This is a genomic window from Sorangium sp. So ce362, from assembly GCF_051519845.1.
Lineage (GTDB): Bacteria > Myxococcota_A > Polyangia > Polyangiales > Polyangiaceae > Sorangium.
In genome coordinates, this window is sequence record NZ_CP150332.1 from 1,009,674 (window position 1) to 1,025,786 (window position 16,113).

A 16,113-nucleotide genomic window follows, 5' to 3' on the forward strand; every position below is an offset into this window, starting at 1 on the left:
GACCATGGGCAGCAACAAAGACAGCGACGATATCCGGGAGTACCTGCCGGATCTGGCGAGCATCCAGCGGGAGGCGGATCCGGCGGTGGCGGAGCGGAAGCTGCAGCAGGCGCTGGACAACCCGGAGCTGGACCGAGCGCTGTCCGAGATGCAGCAGCAGAAGGCGGTAGGGCAGCCGCTGTTCCAGTTCCCGGTGGTGCCGGCGCTGCCCAAGGGGCAGGCGATGCCGCAGGGGGCAGGGCCGCCGCAGCGAGCGGTGCCGCCGCCGCTGCCGGTGATGGAGACGCAGCGCTCGGTGATGCGGCCGCTGCCGGTGATGGAGACGCAGCGCTCGGTGACGCAGCAGGGCGCAGCGCCGCAGCACGGACCGATGATGCCGCAGGGAGCGGTGACGCAGCAGAGCGCGGTGATGCCGCAGCACGTCGGGGTGATGCCGCCGGGCGGAGCGCCGCCGCAGCGCGGGTCGGCGCCGTCCGGAGCGCCGGTGCCGCTGTACGGTGGTGCGGCGGCGCCGGTGTACGGCGGTGCGGCGGCGCCGGTGTACGGCGGTGCGGCGGCGGTGCATGGATCGGCGGTGCCGCGTGGTGCCGTGGTTGGGCCGAGCGCAGCGGTGCAGCAGGGCGCGCCGGCGTCGCACGGCGCGATGGGGCCGAGCCAGTGGGCGGACCGGGGGCTGCCGCCGATCGACAAGGCGCTGCTGCCCTCGTCGTTGCTGCCCGTGACGCCGCTGCCGGTCGCGACACCGAAGCCGCCGGCCGGCACGCAGGCGGCCACCGGGGGCCGGTGGAGGAGGCGGTGGTGGGTCGTGGCGCTCGCGTTGCTGGCGCTGAGCATGCCGTTCGTGACGCTGGCGATCGCGCGACGACAGGCGCCGCCGAAAGAGAAAGAGCCAGCGCCGCGGTCGAGCGGGGCGCCGGCGCGGAGCGCGGTGGTGGCGCCGGTGGCCTCGGAGCTGTCGCCGCCGGCCACGCCGGCGCCGCCGGAGGAGGTCGAGCCAAGCCTCGACGATGTGGTGATCGAGAGCGACCCGCCCGCGCCTGCGTCTGCGCCGCTGGCACCTGCGCCGCCGGCGCGTGCGGCGCCGCGCCCGGCGCCGGTCGCACCGGTGCCGGCCGACAACCAGCTCAACGAAGATTGGATGCAGTGAAACCGAGTGGAGCCGTGATGATGAACTGCCGACCCCTTGCTTTGTTGTTCACTGCGGCGACCGTGATCGCCGCCCCTGACATCGCCGCTGCGCAGCCTGCGGCGCCGCAGGAAGCCTCTTCCAGCGCCGATGCGGCGAAGCGCGCCGATGCGCTCGTCCAGAAAGCGGGACGTCTCTACTCGGACGGGAAGTACCAAGAAGCTGAGGCGGAGCTTCAGTCGGCGTGGGAGCTGAATCCGACGTTCGACGTGGCGTACAACCTCGGGAACACGAAGTACCAGCTGAAGAAGCACAAGGAAGCAGCGCAGTACCTTTCATTCGCGCTGCGGCACTGGCCACTGCTCAAAGTCGTAGCGAAGCTGAAGCCGACGGCGGAGAAGCGGCTGGCGGAGTCGCGAGCGCAGGTGGGAGCGCTCGTGGTGACGGCGGGCGTGGCGGGGGCGGAGGTGACGGTGGACGGCAAGGCTGTGGGGAAGGCGCCGCTGGAAGGAGAGGTGTTCGTCGAGCCAGGCGAGCACCGGGTGGAGGTGAGGCTGGAGGGGTATGGGCCGGCAAGCAAGACGGTGAAGGTCGCCAAGGGAGGGACGGCGGTGGCGGCGCTGGCGTTGCCGCCGCTGAAGAGCGAGGGGCAGGAGACGGCGCCGGTCGCCCATGCGGCCGAGGGGGGGAGCGCGCCGGGCGCCGCTGCGGGGGCGCCCGTGGCGGAGATGCCGCCCGCGGCGCCGGCGTATCCGGGGCCGGAACCGCAAAAGCGGAGCTGGGTGCCGGTGATCGCGCTGGGGGCGGCGAGCGTGGTCGGGCTCGGCGTGGGGATCGGGACGACGGTTGCGTCGAACGCTGCGAGCGATGATGTCGACGTGCAGGGGCGGGCCATCCTCGATGCAGGCGGGCAGTGCAAGCAGCCGCCGAGCGCGTTCGTCGACAATTGCTCGAAGCTGTATGACGCCGGCTCACGGCAGGAAACGTTCGGCAACGCGGCACGAGTAGCGTACGTGGCATCCGGTGTGCTGGTCGTCGCCGCGGTGACTTATGCCCTGTGGCCTCGGGCGGAGGCGCGGGTAGCGACGCCAGTGCGCGTGTTGCCCGATGTGGGTGCTCATAGCGCAGGGATCACCCTGCTCGGCGTTTGGTAACGAGCTCCAGAGAGAAGATGATGAGAAGCCAGACGAAGCAGCGGGTATGGGCGATCGTGGGGACCGCCATCATGGCCACCGGTTGTAATGCGCTGTGGCTCGATGTGACAGGGGACTGTACGCGAATGCTGACGTGCGACCACTTCGTTCAAGCCGGCAGTGGCGGCGGGACGCCAGCGAGCTGCGTGCCGAGCGAGAACGCGGATGCGGTAGGGGACGCCTGCGGCGTGTTCGTGTCGGTGAGCGGCAACGACAAAGGCACCGGGACGAAGGCGGAGCCCATGAAGACGCTGAGTGCGGCGATCGCGCGGGTCGCGGGGCAGCAGGGCGCGGTGTATGCGTGCGCTGAGGAGTTCACGGAGGCGGCGGAGGTGCCCGCAGGCGTGTCAATCTTCGGCGGCCTCGACTGCGCGAACGGCTGGCGCTGGGACGGCGAGGAGAAGAAGACGACCGTGGCGCCGACCGAAGAGGCGATCGCGCTGAAGGTGATGCGAGGCGAGGGGACGGCGAGGATCGAAGACGTGTCGGTGCGTGCTGCGGATGCGCAGGAGGCGGGAGCGTCATCGATCGCGGTGCTGGTGGATGGCGCGGAGGCGGAACTGGTGCGGTGCGAGCTGATCGCCGGGAACGGGGCGGACGGCGCGGAGGGAACGGATGCGCCGAGCGAGGTGCCGGCGCAGGCGTCGGCTGGGAACGCCGGAACCAACGCGTGCAGCGACCTGGATACATCAGGAGCGCCTGATGAGACGCTACCAGGAGGAGCGCAGGTGGAAAGCGCGTGCGGCGGCGATGCGCTGTCCATCGGCGGCGAGGGCGGCGCTGGCAGGGTGAACAACGGCGGCGATGGTGCGACCAGCCAAGGCACTGCCGAGACAGGACGTGGTGGCCTCGGTGAACCAGCAAGTGCTGCTTGGGATTGTGCTGGCGATGAACCTAACGGTCGCGGCGATGATGGAGTGAGCGGCCCCCCCGGCGAATTCGGCCCCGCGGCGAGCGGTCTCGGCGCGTTGAGCTCATCCGGTTACGCGGGCGTGAGCGGCGGTGCCGGCGGACCGGGCAAGCCCGGTCAAGGCGGCGGCGGAGGCGGGGGCGCGAAGGGCGGCGCGGCGATCTGCTCAGGCGCCGTGCCAGGAGCTGGAGCGAGCGGAGGCAGCGGCGGACCTGGCGGCTGCGGCGGGCTGCCTGGGCAAGGCGGTGGAGCCGGCGGAGCGAGCATCGCGCTGGCGAGCGTGGAGGGGAAGGTGACGCTGACGGACTGCGTGCTGACGGCAGGCAACGGAGGCAAGGGAGGCGCAGGCGGCGACCTTCAACCGGGCGGGCTCGGTGGCCTCGGCGGCGTCGGAGGCACGGGCATGGGCGGCTCGAAAGCCGCGTGCGCTGGCGGGCAGGGAGGCCAGGGAGGCAACGGCGGCCCTGGAGGAGGAGGTCTCGGCGGGCCGTCGCTTGCGATCGCGTACCGAGGGGAGGCGGTGAAGCAGGAAGGGCAGACGACGCTGATGCCCGGCACAGCGGGCGCGGGCGGGCCCGGCGGAAGCAGCAACGTGTTGGAGAACGCGGGAGCCGAAGGCACGGCAGCGACGGAGCAAGCGTTTCCGTGAGCGAGCGGTGAGGTAGCGGGCGTCGTTGAGAGCGGCGCCCGCACCGCCGCGGGATGGAGCGGAAGGAGGTGGTGGCGATCGCGCGGAGCGCGATCGAAGGGGAGAGGTGCGTCCCGAGGGGGACGTGTGCGGCGGCGAGCAGGGGTGCTGGAGCGTTGCCATCGGCGAGGGCTGCGGAAAGTGGAGACGACCGTATGATTTTATGACAATTCCAGATGGGTTGTTGCTGGACCGTTCAAACCGCGGAAATCTGAACAGCCCGGCCGACCCCTGAGCGGGTGGCCGGGCTGCCGGGCAACGCCTACTTCTTCTTGTTCTTCGGCACCCCGTCGTCTCGCGGAGACGGTGCTCGCCGGCCGGCGTGCTCCTTGGCTTCGCGCAACCGGTAGCTCTCCCCCTCGATCGCGATCACGTCGGCATGATGGATCACCCGGTCGATGAGCGCGGTGGCGCACGTCGCGTTCGGGAAGACCGTCGGCCAGTCGCTAAACGCGAGATTGGTGGTGAGCACAAGGCTCTTCTTCTCGTACCGCCGGCTCACCACCTGAAAGAGCAGGTCGGCGTTGCGGTTGTCGAAGGCGAGGTAGCCGACCTCGTCGAGCACGAGCAGGCTGATCTTCGCGTAGTGCTTCAAGCGACGGTCGAGGGCACGTGAGGACTCCTGTGAGCCCAGATCGAGCAGGAGCTGCGCGGCGGTGACGAAGAGGACCGAGTGGCCCATCAGGACGGCCTGGTGCGCGAGATTCTGGGCGATCATCGTCTTTCCCAGGCCTTGCGGGGCGGCGAGCACGATGTTGCGCGCGGCGGCGAGATAGCCCCCGCCGAGCGAGTGCTCGACGAGCTCGCGGTCGATCTTCGTCGGCCAGGCCCAGTCGTAGTCGATCATCGGCTTGAAGCGGCCGAGATGGCTGTCCGAGAAGCGCCGCTCCAGGCTGCGCCTCACGCGGTCCTTCTCGTCGAGATCGACGACCCGTTCGAGCAGCTGCACCGGGCTCCAGCGCTCTTTCGTTGCCAGGGCGATGAGATCGTCGAGCCCCGCGCCGGTGGCGCGGAGCCCGAGGTCGTCAAGACGTTCTGCGAGATCACTCATGACGCTCCTCCGGGTCGCTGGCGCCGAGCGCGTCGTAGCGGCCGAGCGCGTGCGGCGTGATCCGCAGTCCGTGGATTCGCGGATCGTCGGACATGACGTGTTCGAGCGGCGGCGGGGCCCCGGCGGCGCGCGTCGCCTGATCGAGCACGTGCGCGACCGACTGGGCCGAGAGCGCGCCGCGCCCGAACGCATCGGCGATCGCCCCATCGAGGGGCGCCGCGCCGAATCGATCGAGCAGCCGCAGCAGCCGAGACGTGGTGCCACCGAGGTGCCCGCCCCGCAGCGCAATGGCGTCGAGAAACGCCTCGGCATGGGCGCAGGCGGTGCGCAGACGGTCGCGCCCGCGCAGCTCGTGCGCGTGGCGCTTGTGGTCGGCGAGCGTCTGGAGGTGCGTCGGGTCCTCCACGGTTTGAAGCCGATCGTAGGAGCGGCGGTGATGGGCGACGACGGTCTTGCCGTCGACAATCCGGACACTCTCCTCCGAGGCGATCAGCGTGAGCGGCTTGCGCACGAGAGCGTGCGGGATCGAGTAGTCGTTGAGGTCGAAGCGGAGGTACGGCGTCTTGCCCGAAGCCGCCGGTCGCACCAGATCGCTCTCGAAGGCATGTTGCGGCAGCGGCAGCAGGCGCGGCCGCTCCTCGGTGAGCGCCTCGGCGACCAGGCGTCCGTCGGGATCGCCGGGGACGCGGCGTGTGTGGGCGACGGCCGCGATCCAGGCGGCAAGCTGCGTGTTGAGGTCGGCCACCGAGGAGAACGAGCGAGCGTCGAAGAAAGAGTAGCGCAGGTAGCGAATGGCCCTCTCGACCTTGCCCTTCTCGTTTCCCCGGTACGGCGCGCAGGGCTTGGTGGCAAAGTGGTAGTGGCCCGCGAGCTCGAGCAGACGAGGATGAAAGCGAATGATGTCTCCCTGCCGCTCGAGCACGGCCGTCTTGAGGTTGTCGTAGAGCAGCGCCCGTGGCACGCCGCCGAGCGCCTCGAAGGCGCGCATGTGGCAGCGGACGAAGCTCTCCAGCGTCTGGTCGAGGGTGAAGTAGGCGTAGACGGCGCGCGACCACCCGAGTACCATCACGAAGCACGACAGCGCTCGCTTGGCCCTGCCAACGAGGAGGGTCCCAAAGCATCCCCAGTCCACCTGGGCCTGCTCCCCCGGCAGGGTGCGCAGGCGAAAGAACGCCTCGTGGTGCGAAGAGGGTCGGATGGCGCGCACGTACCGGCGCAGCTGCACCACCGAGCCTGCGTAGCCACGGGACGTGATCATGTCGTAGAGCCGGGTGGAGAGCAGCTTCGGGTGGTCCTTGAGCGTGAGCTGGATAAAGCTCTTGTAGGGATCGAGGACCGAAACGTGCGCTCGGTACTGGGTGTTGACGAAGCGCGTCGCATCGATGGCGAGGCGCACGGTGTCGTGGTGGACGCCCAGCTCGGCGGCGATCGTCCCCACCTTCCAGTGCTCGGCGAAGTAGAGCCTTCGCATGCGGGAGCGCAGCTCTTCCGAGATCATCGCGACACCTCTCCGATCAGCAGTCGCTCGAGATCATGAAAGCGGCCCATCCCCGCGATCCCCGGCCGTCTTCGCCTTCGCCCGGCGACGGGGACCCAGGCGACGGTGAACAGCGGATCGATTCCGTGGTCGGTCAACCGATCTCGACAGAGACTCGAGTCGCACGAAGTCCGCTCGTCGTCCGCAGCGAGCGCAGCGTGGACGTGCATCCCCTGCCAGAGCGCGATCGCCTCCAGGAGCGTCGCGAGCGCGCGCGGGTGCGAGGGGTCGCGGCGCAGCCTCGCCTTCAGGAGCGTCTCGCCCGCGCCGTGCATCGCCAGCACCCGCGTCGCGGTCGGGCCCGGGGCGATTCCCATCCAGATCGAACTCATGGCTCTTCTCCTCGCCGGCGCTCGCGCCCCTCGACACGAGGAGCGAATCGGCCGGCGAGGGGAGAGTCGCGGGTGGGGCAACTTCTCGGGTAGCAGCGTCCGTTACAATCGTCGCGCGCTCCTTCCGGAGCTGTCGGACCCGGAGCAACGTCATGTGCTTGCCCTCCGGACTCCTCCAGTAGCGCTGCGCGCTCTCATGCCGCGCCAGCCGACGCCGGAGGTCCTTGCACACGGCCCCGCAGTACCAGTCGCCGCGGTCGCACCGCGGACAGAGGTAAAAGAGCCGAGCGCAGGCCGGATTTGCGCACTGAACCTGGCGAACGGAGTCCATCCCGCACCGAGCGGAAAGTTGGCCGAGCCGGGTGGACCGTGCGACACCACAAGGCGTCGACCGCGTCCATCCGCGAACGACCGAGGGCTCGGAGCGGCGAACTCCGGGCCCTCATTCTTTCTGCGGGCCCGAGCATGCGCCTCCTCCGCGACCTGGGCCAAGCCGGCGGTTGCGCCTGCCCTGGGCGCCGCGAGCGCCCGGAGGCGGTGACCTTCCCGCTTCCTCCGCCGATCAGCTCGTCGCCACCACCACGCCCGAAACGATCGCGGTGACCCTGGGGGGTGACGAACGACTCACCCAGCGCTCGGGCTGTCCGGAATTCCGCGGTTTGCAGCGAGCGCCAACAATGGGTGAGCGTAAGTCGGCGAAAAGACATCCGTTTCCAGAAGAAACCCCTTGGCATGCTCCTTCGGTATTGGCAGAATCCGTGCCGTCCGTCCAAGGAGTACCCATGTCGATGCGCCGGAAGTCCCGTCGAGACGCGATGCCTCCCTCTGGTGTGCGCTCCAGCCTGAGGATGGGAGAGTGGGAGCGGGAATGGGTACGGAAGCTCGGCCTCGAGGACATCGCGTGGGACCCGGAGCAGTACTGCGTGCACTGCATCGCCAAGCGAGCGGCTCGCGGAGAGATGGTGAGGAGCTGGTGCCGCCGTCGGGGAGCCGTCGGAAGCTGCTGATGAGTCTCGGCTGGGCGAAGACTCCACCCACGGCGGTTGGTCCAAGAGGGCGGAGCAAGCGCCGCGGCAAGCTGACGCTGGTGAAGCGCGAGCGATCGGCGCGCCTCGAGCGCAAGGATTCTTGAGCGGAAGGCGCCGTCTCGAGGGCATCGGTTCGAGCGAGCCTACTTGATGGTCTGCGCGCGCTGACGACGTACGGCAGCGCCGCGACGCGCAGCGTTGCGCGATAAATAGGACCCGGCGCACCGCGGGCGCGGTGCGCCCCGACTCGGCTCGTCCTTGCGACGAGCGCACGAGGTGGATGATGGTGTGCCCAACGCTTGCTATCGAGGCAGGGGCGGATGCTCCTGTGTCGAGGCGTCGTGCGAGCAACGAGGAAAGCTTTGATGCGTTGCCTTGTCTGGGGCTGTTCCTGGTCGCGGGTGACTTCGGCGGAGAGGCGGTGTTCCGTACTGCGGTTGAGATGGTGCACGCATGTGTCGAAAGGGACAGTGGAGGCGATATTTGTGCTGGTGAGATGACGGGGCCGCAATGTCGGGACGAAGTGCGGCTGATGATGAGCCCGTGTCGAGCGAGCGGATGTCGTGCCGAGAGCGACTGCCCGGAGCCGGGAAGGCATGGCGCGCAGGTGAGGTTCGCTGGCGTACTGCTCGCGCCGGGGGCGGCGTACATGGCCTATGTTGGCGACATGCGCGTCTATCGATTTCGCGGCGGAAAGCTGGAGGAGCGAAGGTGTGATCTCGCAGCGCTCGACGATGGCGTGTCGGATGGGTCCATCTCGCCGGATGCGCTGGCCATGTTGGCCCAGCACGCGAATACGGCGGCACGCGCGCTGGGCTGCGAGGAGGCGGTGGAGATGAAGACCCAGGTCGAGAGCACCGAGCCAGGCGACCTCTTCCTCGTGTGCTCGGGCGGTGTCTGGGGGGCGATGCCCGAGCACCGCATCACCGGCATTCTTGCAGCGCATCAGGGGCTGCGCTTCGCAGCGAGCCTGCTGATGGACTGCGCTCATGAGCACGGCGAGCCTGAGCACGCCATGTGCATCCTGGCGCGCGTCGGCGGCATGTGACTCGGGGTTGGCCTTTTTGTGGCTTATGGGAATCCTCGATTTCGGCTTCGATCGCGCGACTGGCGGTCGATCTCGCGCCGCTCTGGCCGGGGAAGACTTGGTAGGAATTCACTCGAACGTGCTGATCCGGTGGGGGCTCGCGGAACCGAGTTTCGTGCTTGGGAAAATCCGCCCCATCATGACCGGGCCCTTGCGTCCCCCGCGCCCTCGCGGTCCTCTTGTCTTCCGTCATCCCAATGCCCCCGCGAACATCGATATCGCGAGGGAGAAGGTACGGGATCGGGCAAGGGACCCCTCCCGTCCCGCGCGTAGCGCGGGACATGGGAGGGGCGGGCGGCGCACAGGCGCGAAGCGCCGAGCACCGACCGGGGGTGGGCAACTTTGTATTCGTGTCTTTTTCTCATGTTTCATTTCTCCATTCCTGCACACGCGATGTGTTGCTTTGCGGACGCGCTGGAGGTGCTGCGTGCGCACGTCGTGGAAGCGCCTGCGGCGCCGTCGCGTCACGCGGCGGAGGTGATCCCGCGGGCGCTGGACGGGGCGGTGCTGAAGGCGCTGGCGAAGCTGCCGGAGCACCGCTTCCAGAGCGCCGAGGCGTTCGCGGAGGAGCTCGCGCGGATCGGGGCTGGGCTGGGGGTGGAGGAAGAGAGCGGGGCGGGGACGGCGGGAGCAGGGGGAGGCGGGCGGATGGCGGGGGCGAGGGGCGAGGGAGGGGAGGGGGAAGCGGCGTGGGAGCCGGAGAGCGGGGCGTGGTTCGAAGCGATGCCGTCCGGCGGCGGAGAGGCGGGAGCCGGGGGGCTGGTGGAGGCGGCCGCGGAGGAGGGTGCGGCGGGGGTGGACGCGCGGCTGTTCGCGGGGCTGACGCTGGCGAGCACGGCGGTGTTCTCGGTGCTGGCGGTGCTGGCGCTGCGCGGGCTGGGGGCGTGGTGATGGCGCGAGGACCGCTCCAGGCCGGAGACGTGTTCCTGGACTACCGTGTGACGGAGTTGATCGACGCGGGCGGGATGGGGGAGGTGTACCGCGCGGTGGAGGACTACTCGGAGGATGTCGTGGCGATCAAGTGCATGTCGCCACGGCACGTGAGGAGAGAGGACTTCGCGAGGCGGTTCCGGCAGGAGTGCAAGTTCTACCCGAAGCTGAAGCACCCGAACATCGTGCGGATGAGGAAGGCCGGGGTGTCGCCGGAGCACGTGGCGTACATCGTGATGGATTACCTCGAGGGGAGGACGCTGAGGAAGCTGCTGACCAAGGCGTACCGACTGGATTTTTTGAGCGCGATGCACGTGATGCTTCAGGTGGCGGACGCGATGACGTTCGTGCACTCGAAGGGGATATGGCACCGTGATCTGAAGCCCGAGAACATCATGGTGGGGACGAAGGCGGACGCGAAGGGTCACGTGTGGCTGCTGGACTTCGGGATAGCGAAGTTCGCGGACGGAGGGATGAACACGGACGACCTGCCGGACGTGGGGACGGTGAGGTACATCTCGCCGGAGCAGGTGAAGCTGCTGTACGGGGCGTCGAAGAAGGCGGAGCGAGCGAAGCCTGACGGTCGAACGGACATCTACGCGTTCGGGGCGATCTTCTACGAGGTGCTGACAGGCAAGCACCTGTTCCTGGACGACAGCGAGCCGGCGACGGCGGAGGAGACGCTGACGGGGCATCTGGTGGCGGCGCCGGAGCCAGTGCACGAGATCGTGCCGGATTGCCCGGAGTTCGTGTGGCCGGTGGTGTCGCGCTGCATAGCGATCGACGTGGAGGAGCGGTACGCGAAGTTCGACGAGGTGGCGCGAGATCTGCGGTCGCTGCTGAGGGACACGGTGCCGGCAGGACACGTGCTGGCGCGACGGCTGGCGCAGGAGCGGATGAAGGCGGAGCGTGAGGCGGCGTTCGCGGGGGTGGAGCTGGAGGACAGCGCGCCGGTGAGCGGGAGCGGAGAGGCGGGGGCGAGCGAGGAAGAAGAGGAAGGGAAGAGGATGCGACGGGGGGCGCACGTGGAGACGGCGCCGCTGGCGCAGTTCGTGGCGCCGGCGAGGGCGCTGCCGTTCGTGGCGGCGTCGAGGGCGCGGGCGCGCTCGCTGCGGGGGCTCGGGGTGGGGTACACGGAGCCGCTGCCGTCGCTGAGGCCGCGGGAAGCCGCGGGGCCGGCGAGGACGGGGAGGGAAGCCACCGCGGTGCTGGCGGGAGCGTGGGCGGAGAGAAGCGTGCAGAGGACCGCACCGCCGGAGGCGGGGGCGCAGTACTACGCGGCGCCGCAGCCGTTGCCGGAGACGGGGGCGGGGGCCGCTGGAAGGAGAGGTGTTTGTCGAGGCCGGCGAGCGCCGGGTGGAGGCGAGACTGGAGGGGTATGCGCCGGCAAGCGAGACAGTGAAGGTCGCCAAGGGAGGGACGGCGGCAGCGGCGCTGGCGCTGGTGCCGGTGAAGAGCGAGGCGCAGGAGGCGGCGCCGGGCGCGAGGGCGGCGGAGGGGGGGGAGCGCGCCGGGCGCCGCGGCGGGGGCGCCCGTGGCGGAGATGCCGCCCGCGGCACCGGCGGAGTCGGGGCCGGAGCCGCAAAAGCGGAGCTGGGTGCCTGTGATCGCGCTGGGGGCAGCGAGCGTGGTCGGGCTCGGCGTGGGTATCGGGACGACGGTAGCGTCGAACGCTGCGAGCGATGACGCCCACAAGCAGAGCGCTGCGATCATTCAGGGCCGCGGACACTGCGTGAAGCCGGAGTCAGCGTGGGTTGGGCCATGCGAACAGGTCCGGAACGACGCGTCTCGTGCCGACACGTTGGGCAACGTCGCACGCGTGGCGTTCATCGCGTCGGGCGCATTCGCGATCGCTGCGGCAATGTACGTTCTATGGCCCAAGCCGAAGCGCTTCGAATCTGCCGTTGCGCTGCCCGTGGTGCACTCGGACGGCGCGGGTATCGCAGTGATGGGGGCGTGGTGATGGAGCTCCGGAAGGCAAGGCACATGCGGAACATGCGCAGAACAGTCGGCGGGTTGGCGTTCGTCTTGGCGGTCGGCGGTTGCGACAGCTTCTGGAGCCATCTGGCGGAAGACTGCGAGCTCCTGGTCACCTGCGATCACTTATATCCGTCAGGTACGGGAGGGGGCACGCCGAACCCCGGGTGCGAAGCGGATCCGACCGAAAATGCGAGTACGGTGAGCGACGCGTGTGCGGTGTTCGCGAGCGCGAGCGCGGAGCCTGGCGGAGACGGGACGAAGGCGAAGCCATACGCGTCGCTCGGGGAAGCGATCGCGAACGCGGATGGCAAGCGGGTGCTGGCGTGCACGAGCGGTGCGTTCGCGGAGAGCGTGAGGATCGAGGCGGGGCTGAAGGTGATCGGGGGCTTCGACTGCGACGCGGAGTGGACGTGGAACGAGGAGGCGCGGAGCGCGATCGCGGCGCCCGCCAACCAGATCGCGCTCACGCTGGGGGAAGGTGCGAGCGGGGCGAAGGTGCGGAGCTTTTCGGTGCGTGCGGAGAGCGCGACGGAGCCGGGCGGGTCGTCGATCGGCGTGGCGGTGGCGGACGTCGAGGCGGAGCTGGCGCAGGTGGACGTGGCTGCGGGCGATGGGATGGCCGGCGCGAACGGCGAGACGCCGACGGAGGCGCCGCAGGCGGGGGCGGGCGCGCCAGACACGGAGCAGACGCGCGCGTCGAATGCGTGCGGTCTACCCGCGGCAGTTCGAGGTGGCGATCCTGGCGTGACGATGTGCGAGGACGGCGAGACGCGAGGCGGTGTCGGTGGCCTCGGCGGGATCACGGGTACTGAGGAGGGCAACGGGCAGAAGGGTGCAGACGGCGCGCCGCTTCCGGAGCCGAATCCCGAAGAGTACGGGCTAGGCGGCGCCGGGCAGACCGGTGGCAATTGCCGGCAGGGAGAGCCCGGCGCGCCTGGTGGACTCGGCGACGCCGGGAATGCCGGGAGCGACACGCAGCTGACGCTGGCCGGCATCGCTGGAGGCGATGGCGGTAACGGCACAACCGGGAAGCGAGGTCAAGATGGAGGCGGTGCGAAGGCGGGGCTGTTCTGCCCGGCCGGTCCGAACACCGTGGAGGGCCCCGGTGCAAGTGGCGGCGGCGGCGGCGGTGCCGGTGGCTGCGGCGGCAAGGGAGGAGGCGCAGGGAAAGCCGGCGGTTCGAGCATCGGGATCATGAGCCTGGGGACGAAGCTTGTGCTGACGGAGGTGACCGTCGCGGTGGGCACGGCGGGTAAGCGGGGAGATCGCGTGGCCGGGCAGAACGGGGCCGACGGCGGCGCCGGTGCCACCGCCGGAGTAGCATCGCCGAATCCGCCATCAATCCCGGGCTGCAAGGGGGGAGATGGCGGTCGAGGCGGAGCCGGAGGCCCCGGCGGAGGCGGTCGAGGAGGCCACGCGGTGGGCATCGCGTATGCCGCGGCGCCGGGCGGAGCCGTTGCGCTGGCGACCTTCAAGTCGGGCACAGCCGGCCCCCCAGGCAACATGGCGCTGGGTGGGACGGCCGGCGAAGAGGGCAAGAGAGGAGAATGCTGGGACTTCACGGCCAATGCGAGCTGCGGGCAGTGAGGCGTGCGGTGTTTGCGTGATAATTCTGAAGAGCTCAACGGAATGCACTCGGTCGGAGTCGGAACGAGCACTGCGCTTCGTGAGCTGCTGAGCTGAAGGAGACAACAAGAAATGGTTGGACGCCCCCCGCGCCTGGGTGGTAGGGAGTGGTTTGTCGCGGAGACGCGGCACGGTGGGCTGCCCGGCGCTTACAACCTCACCACCACAGCGTGGAATGCCCAAGGCGCGGGCGGACGGACCGGAGATCTGCTGACCCCTTCTGTGTCGGGCCGCGAGTACGGATATTATCCGACGGTCGCTGAAGGCAGCCCAGCAGCAGATCGCTTTTTCTTTCTGCGAGAGCCGTAGGCCGCGGCCGCGGCCTGGTGGACGCGCCGCAGGGCAGCTGCGAGAGCCGCCGGCGAGCAGGAGACCCCTCCCGTCCCGCGCGTAGCGCGGGGCGTGGGAGGGGCGGACCGCGCGCAGGCCCGAAGGGCCGAGCACGGGCCGGGGGTGGGCATCCTTGTATTCCTCTCTCTTCTCCCCTGCACCCCAGCGAGCGAGGCGCAGGAGGCGGGGCCGGTGGCGAAGGCGGAGCAAGGAGAGGGCGCGCCAGCCGGTGCGCCTGCCGCGGAGAAGCCGCCTGCGGCGCCGGAGCAGCCGGTTCCGCCGCCGAAAGAGCGGAGCTGGGTTGCCGGTGATCGCGCTGGGGGACGCGAGCGCGGTAGGGTTTGGTGTGGGGATCGGGATGACGGTTGCGTCGAACCGTGCGAACTCGGAAGCTCGTGGTCAACAGGGCGAGATCTTCGCCGCAGGCGGTGGGCGCTTGGCCTCGCCGTCGTTCGCAGCGCGATGCGCTGAGCTTCAGAGCGCAGGTGAACGCGCCGGTCGCCTGGGGGATATCGCATTGGGCAGCTACATTGCGTCGGGTGTGCTCGCCACGGCCGCCCTGACGTACGCCCTCTGGCCAACGGGACAGACAGAGGCATCCACAGCAGTGCTCGTGCTTCCGGAGCCGCGGGGTGATGGCGTCAGCTTTGTGATGGTGGGCGTATCGCTCCGGCGCGCAGCGGACAAAGGCACGGGGGTCTATGCGTGCGCCGAAATGTTCGAGGAGGCGGTCGAATTGCCGGTCGGCGTCAAGCTGTTCTGTGGGCTCGACTGCGCGAACGGGTGGGGATGGATCGGCGAGACGACGAAGACCATCGTGGCGCCCGGCGAGGAGGCGATCGCGCTGAAGGTGATGCGAGGCGAGGGGACGGCGAGAGTCGAGGACGTGTCGGTGCGTGCTGCGGATGCGCAGGCGGCGGGAGCGTCATCGAACGCGGTGCTCGTGGATGGCGCGGAGGCGGAGCTCGTGCGGTGCGAGCTGATCGCCGGGAACGGGGCGGATGGCGCGGAGGGAGAGAATGCGCCGAGCGAGGTGCCGGCGCAGGCGGCTCCCGGGAACGCCGGAACCAACGCGTGCAGCGATCTGGATACATCAGGAGCGCCGGATGAGACGCTGCCAGGAGGCGCGCAGGTGGAAAGCGCGTGCGGACTGCGTGCTGACGGCGGGCAACGGAGGCAAGGGAGGCGCCGGCGGCGAGCTTCAGCCGGGCGGAATCGGAGGAGTCGGCGGTACACGGGTGTCGGCGGGTCGAAGAATGCATGTGCTGGCGGGCAGGGCGGCCAGGGAGGCAACGGCGGCCCTGGAGGAGGAGGCCTCGGCGGGCCGTCGCTTGCGATCGCGTACCGAGGCGGTGAAGCAGGAAGGACAGACGATGCTGATCCCGGCACGGCGGGCACGGGCGGGCCCGGCGGAAGCGCCAACGTGTTGGAGAACACGGGCGCCGAAGGCACGGCAGCGACAGAGCAAGCGTTTCCGTGACCGAGCGGTGAGGTAGCGGGCGGCGTCGTCGAGAACGACGCCCGCGCCGCCGCGGAATGGACCGGAAAAGGAGGTGGTAGCGATCGCGCGGGCGCGATCGAAGGGGACGACGATCGAAGGGGACGCTCGAAGGGGAGACGAGCGTCTCGAGGGGATCTGTGCGGCGGCGAGCAGGGGTGCTGGAGCGCTGCCACCGGTGAGAGCTGGGGAAAGCGAGGACGAGCGTGTGATTTTTTGACAATTCCGCATGTCTGAGCGTAACCCGGCGAAATGGCATCAATTTCTGGGAGAAACCTCTTGGCAAGCTCCTTCGGTATCGGCAGAATCGGTTCCGTCCGCCCAAGGAGTACCCATGCCGCTGCACCGGAAGTCATGCCGAGACGAGATGCCTCCCTCTGGTGCGCACCGCAGCCTGAACAGGGCGGGGAAGTGGGAGCGGATGTGGCTACGGAGGCTCGGCCTCGAGGACGTGGCGTGGGACCCGGAGCAGCACTGCGAGCACTGCATCGCGAGGCGAGCGGCTCGCGGAGCGATGGTGAGGAGCTGGTGGCGCCGTCGGGAAGCCGTCCGAAGGTGCTGATGAGCCTCGGCTCGGTGAAGACCCCAGCCACCGACGGTTGGTCCAAGCGGGCGGAGCAAGCGTCGCGGCAAGCTGACGCTGGTGAAGAACGAGCGATCGGCGCATCGCGAGCGCAAGGATTCTTGAGCGAGCGGCGCCGTGTCGAGCGAGCAGAGATTGACGGGCCGCGCGCGCTCACGACGTACGGCTGACGGCCTGCGCGCGCTGACGATGCACGGCAGCGCCGTGATGCGCT

12 protein-coding genes are annotated in these 16,113 nt (G+C 69.6%); 9 read left to right on the top strand and 3 right to left on the bottom strand.

Features of this window, described 5'->3' with window-relative positions:
• The first annotated feature begins 4 nt into the window (after positions 1-4).
• The 3 genes from WMF17_RS04015 to WMF17_RS04025 are packed head-to-tail and all read left to right on the top strand — an operon-like array spanning position 5 to position 3,878.
• Positions 5-1,147, top strand: coding sequence for a hypothetical protein (locus WMF17_RS04015; protein WP_437648205.1), 1,143 nt, complete (start codon positions 5-7; stop codon positions 1,145-1,147).
• A gap of 17 nt (positions 1,148-1,164) precedes the next feature.
• Positions 1,165-2,280: a PEGA domain-containing protein gene (locus WMF17_RS04020; protein WP_437651282.1), complete on the top strand. Its 1,116-nt coding sequence runs from the start codon at positions 1,165-1,167 to the stop codon at positions 2,278-2,280.
• Between the two features lie 17 nt (positions 2,281-2,297).
• Positions 2,298-3,878, top strand: a complete 1,581-nt coding sequence (locus WMF17_RS04025) for a PGRS family protein (protein ID WP_437648207.1) — start codon at positions 2,298-2,300, stop codon at positions 3,876-3,878.
• Between the two features lie 301 nt (positions 3,879-4,179).
• On the opposite strand, the gene istB is transcribed toward WMF17_RS04025, so the two are convergent.
• The 3 genes from istB to WMF17_RS04040 are packed head-to-tail and all read right to left on the bottom strand — an operon-like array spanning position 4,180 to position 6,837.
• Positions 4,180-4,968: an IS21-like element helper ATPase IstB gene (istB, locus tag WMF17_RS04030; protein ID WP_437644266.1), complete on the bottom strand. Its 789-nt coding sequence runs from the start codon at positions 4,966-4,968 to the stop codon at positions 4,180-4,182.
• Entirely contained in the window at positions 4,961-6,466 is a 1,506-nt protein-coding gene (istA, locus tag WMF17_RS04035; protein WP_437644267.1) for an IS21 family transposase, read from the bottom strand. The genes istB and istA overlap by 8 nt, the downstream gene beginning before the upstream one ends.
• Positions 6,463-6,837: a hypothetical protein gene (locus tag WMF17_RS04040; protein ID WP_437644268.1), complete on the bottom strand. Its 375-nt coding sequence runs from the start codon at positions 6,835-6,837 to the stop codon at positions 6,463-6,465. Before WMF17_RS04040 ends, istA begins: the two co-directional genes overlap by 4 nt.
• Positions 6,838-8,532: 1,695 nt before the next feature.
• Here WMF17_RS04040 and WMF17_RS04045 point away from each other — a divergent pair.
• The 6 genes from WMF17_RS04045 to WMF17_RS04070 all read left to right on the top strand — a co-directional run bounded on the left by WMF17_RS04045 (position 8,533) and on the right by WMF17_RS04070 (position 15,298).
• Complete coding sequence (locus WMF17_RS04045; RefSeq protein WP_437648209.1) at positions 8,533-8,913, top strand: PP2C family protein-serine/threonine phosphatase; 381 nt, start codon at positions 8,533-8,535, stop codon at positions 8,911-8,913.
• A gap of 432 nt (positions 8,914-9,345) precedes the next feature.
• Entirely contained in the window at positions 9,346-9,843 is a 498-nt protein-coding gene (locus tag WMF17_RS04050; RefSeq protein ID WP_437648211.1) for a hypothetical protein, read from the top strand.
• On the top strand, positions 9,843-11,489 hold the full coding sequence (locus WMF17_RS04055) for a serine/threonine protein kinase (protein ID WP_437648213.1): 1,647 nt from the start codon (positions 9,843-9,845) through the stop codon (positions 11,487-11,489). The genes WMF17_RS04050 and WMF17_RS04055 overlap by 1 nt, the downstream gene beginning before the upstream one ends.
• A complete protein-coding gene (locus WMF17_RS04060; RefSeq protein WP_437648215.1) occupies positions 11,480-11,845 on the top strand; it encodes a hypothetical protein in 366 nt (121 codons plus the stop codon). Before WMF17_RS04055 ends, WMF17_RS04060 begins: the two co-directional genes overlap by 10 nt.
• A gap of 215 nt (positions 11,846-12,060) precedes the next feature.
• Complete coding sequence (locus WMF17_RS04065) at positions 12,061-13,449, top strand: hypothetical protein (RefSeq protein WP_437648216.1); 1,389 nt, start codon at positions 12,061-12,063, stop codon at positions 13,447-13,449.
• Between the two features lie 676 nt (positions 13,450-14,125).
• Positions 14,126-15,298 (top strand): hypothetical protein, encoded by a 1,173-nt coding sequence (locus WMF17_RS04070; RefSeq protein WP_437600641.1) that lies wholly within the window; start codon positions 14,126-14,128, stop codon positions 15,296-15,298.
• Positions 15,299-16,113 lie beyond the last annotated feature (815 nt).

Coding starts and splice junctions, on each gene's coding strand:
- istA (WP_437644267.1), bottom strand. CDS start 6,466: ATGATCTCGGAAGAGCTGCGCTCCCGCATGCGAAGGCTCTACTTCGCC.
- istB (WP_437644266.1), bottom strand. CDS start 4,968: ATGAGTGATCTCGCAGAACGTCTTGACGACCTCGGGCTCCGCGCCACC.
- WMF17_RS04055 (WP_437648213.1), top strand. CDS start 9,843: ATGGCGCGAGGACCGCTCCAGGCCGGAGACGTGTTCCTGGACTACCGT.
- WMF17_RS04050 (WP_437648211.1), top strand. CDS start 9,346: ATGTGTTGCTTTGCGGACGCGCTGGAGGTGCTGCGTGCGCACGTCGTG.
- WMF17_RS04020 (WP_437651282.1), top strand. CDS start 1,165: ATGATGAACTGCCGACCCCTTGCTTTGTTGTTCACTGCGGCGACCGTG.
- WMF17_RS04015 (WP_437648205.1), top strand. CDS start 5: ATGGGCAGCAACAAAGACAGCGACGATATCCGGGAGTACCTGCCGGAT.
- WMF17_RS04040 (WP_437644268.1), bottom strand. CDS start 6,837: ATGAGTTCGATCTGGATGGGAATCGCCCCGGGCCCGACCGCGACGCGG.
- WMF17_RS04045 (WP_437648209.1), top strand. CDS start 8,533: ATGCGCGTCTATCGATTTCGCGGCGGAAAGCTGGAGGAGCGAAGGTGT.
- WMF17_RS04025 (WP_437648207.1), top strand. CDS start 2,298: ATGATGAGAAGCCAGACGAAGCAGCGGGTATGGGCGATCGTGGGGACC.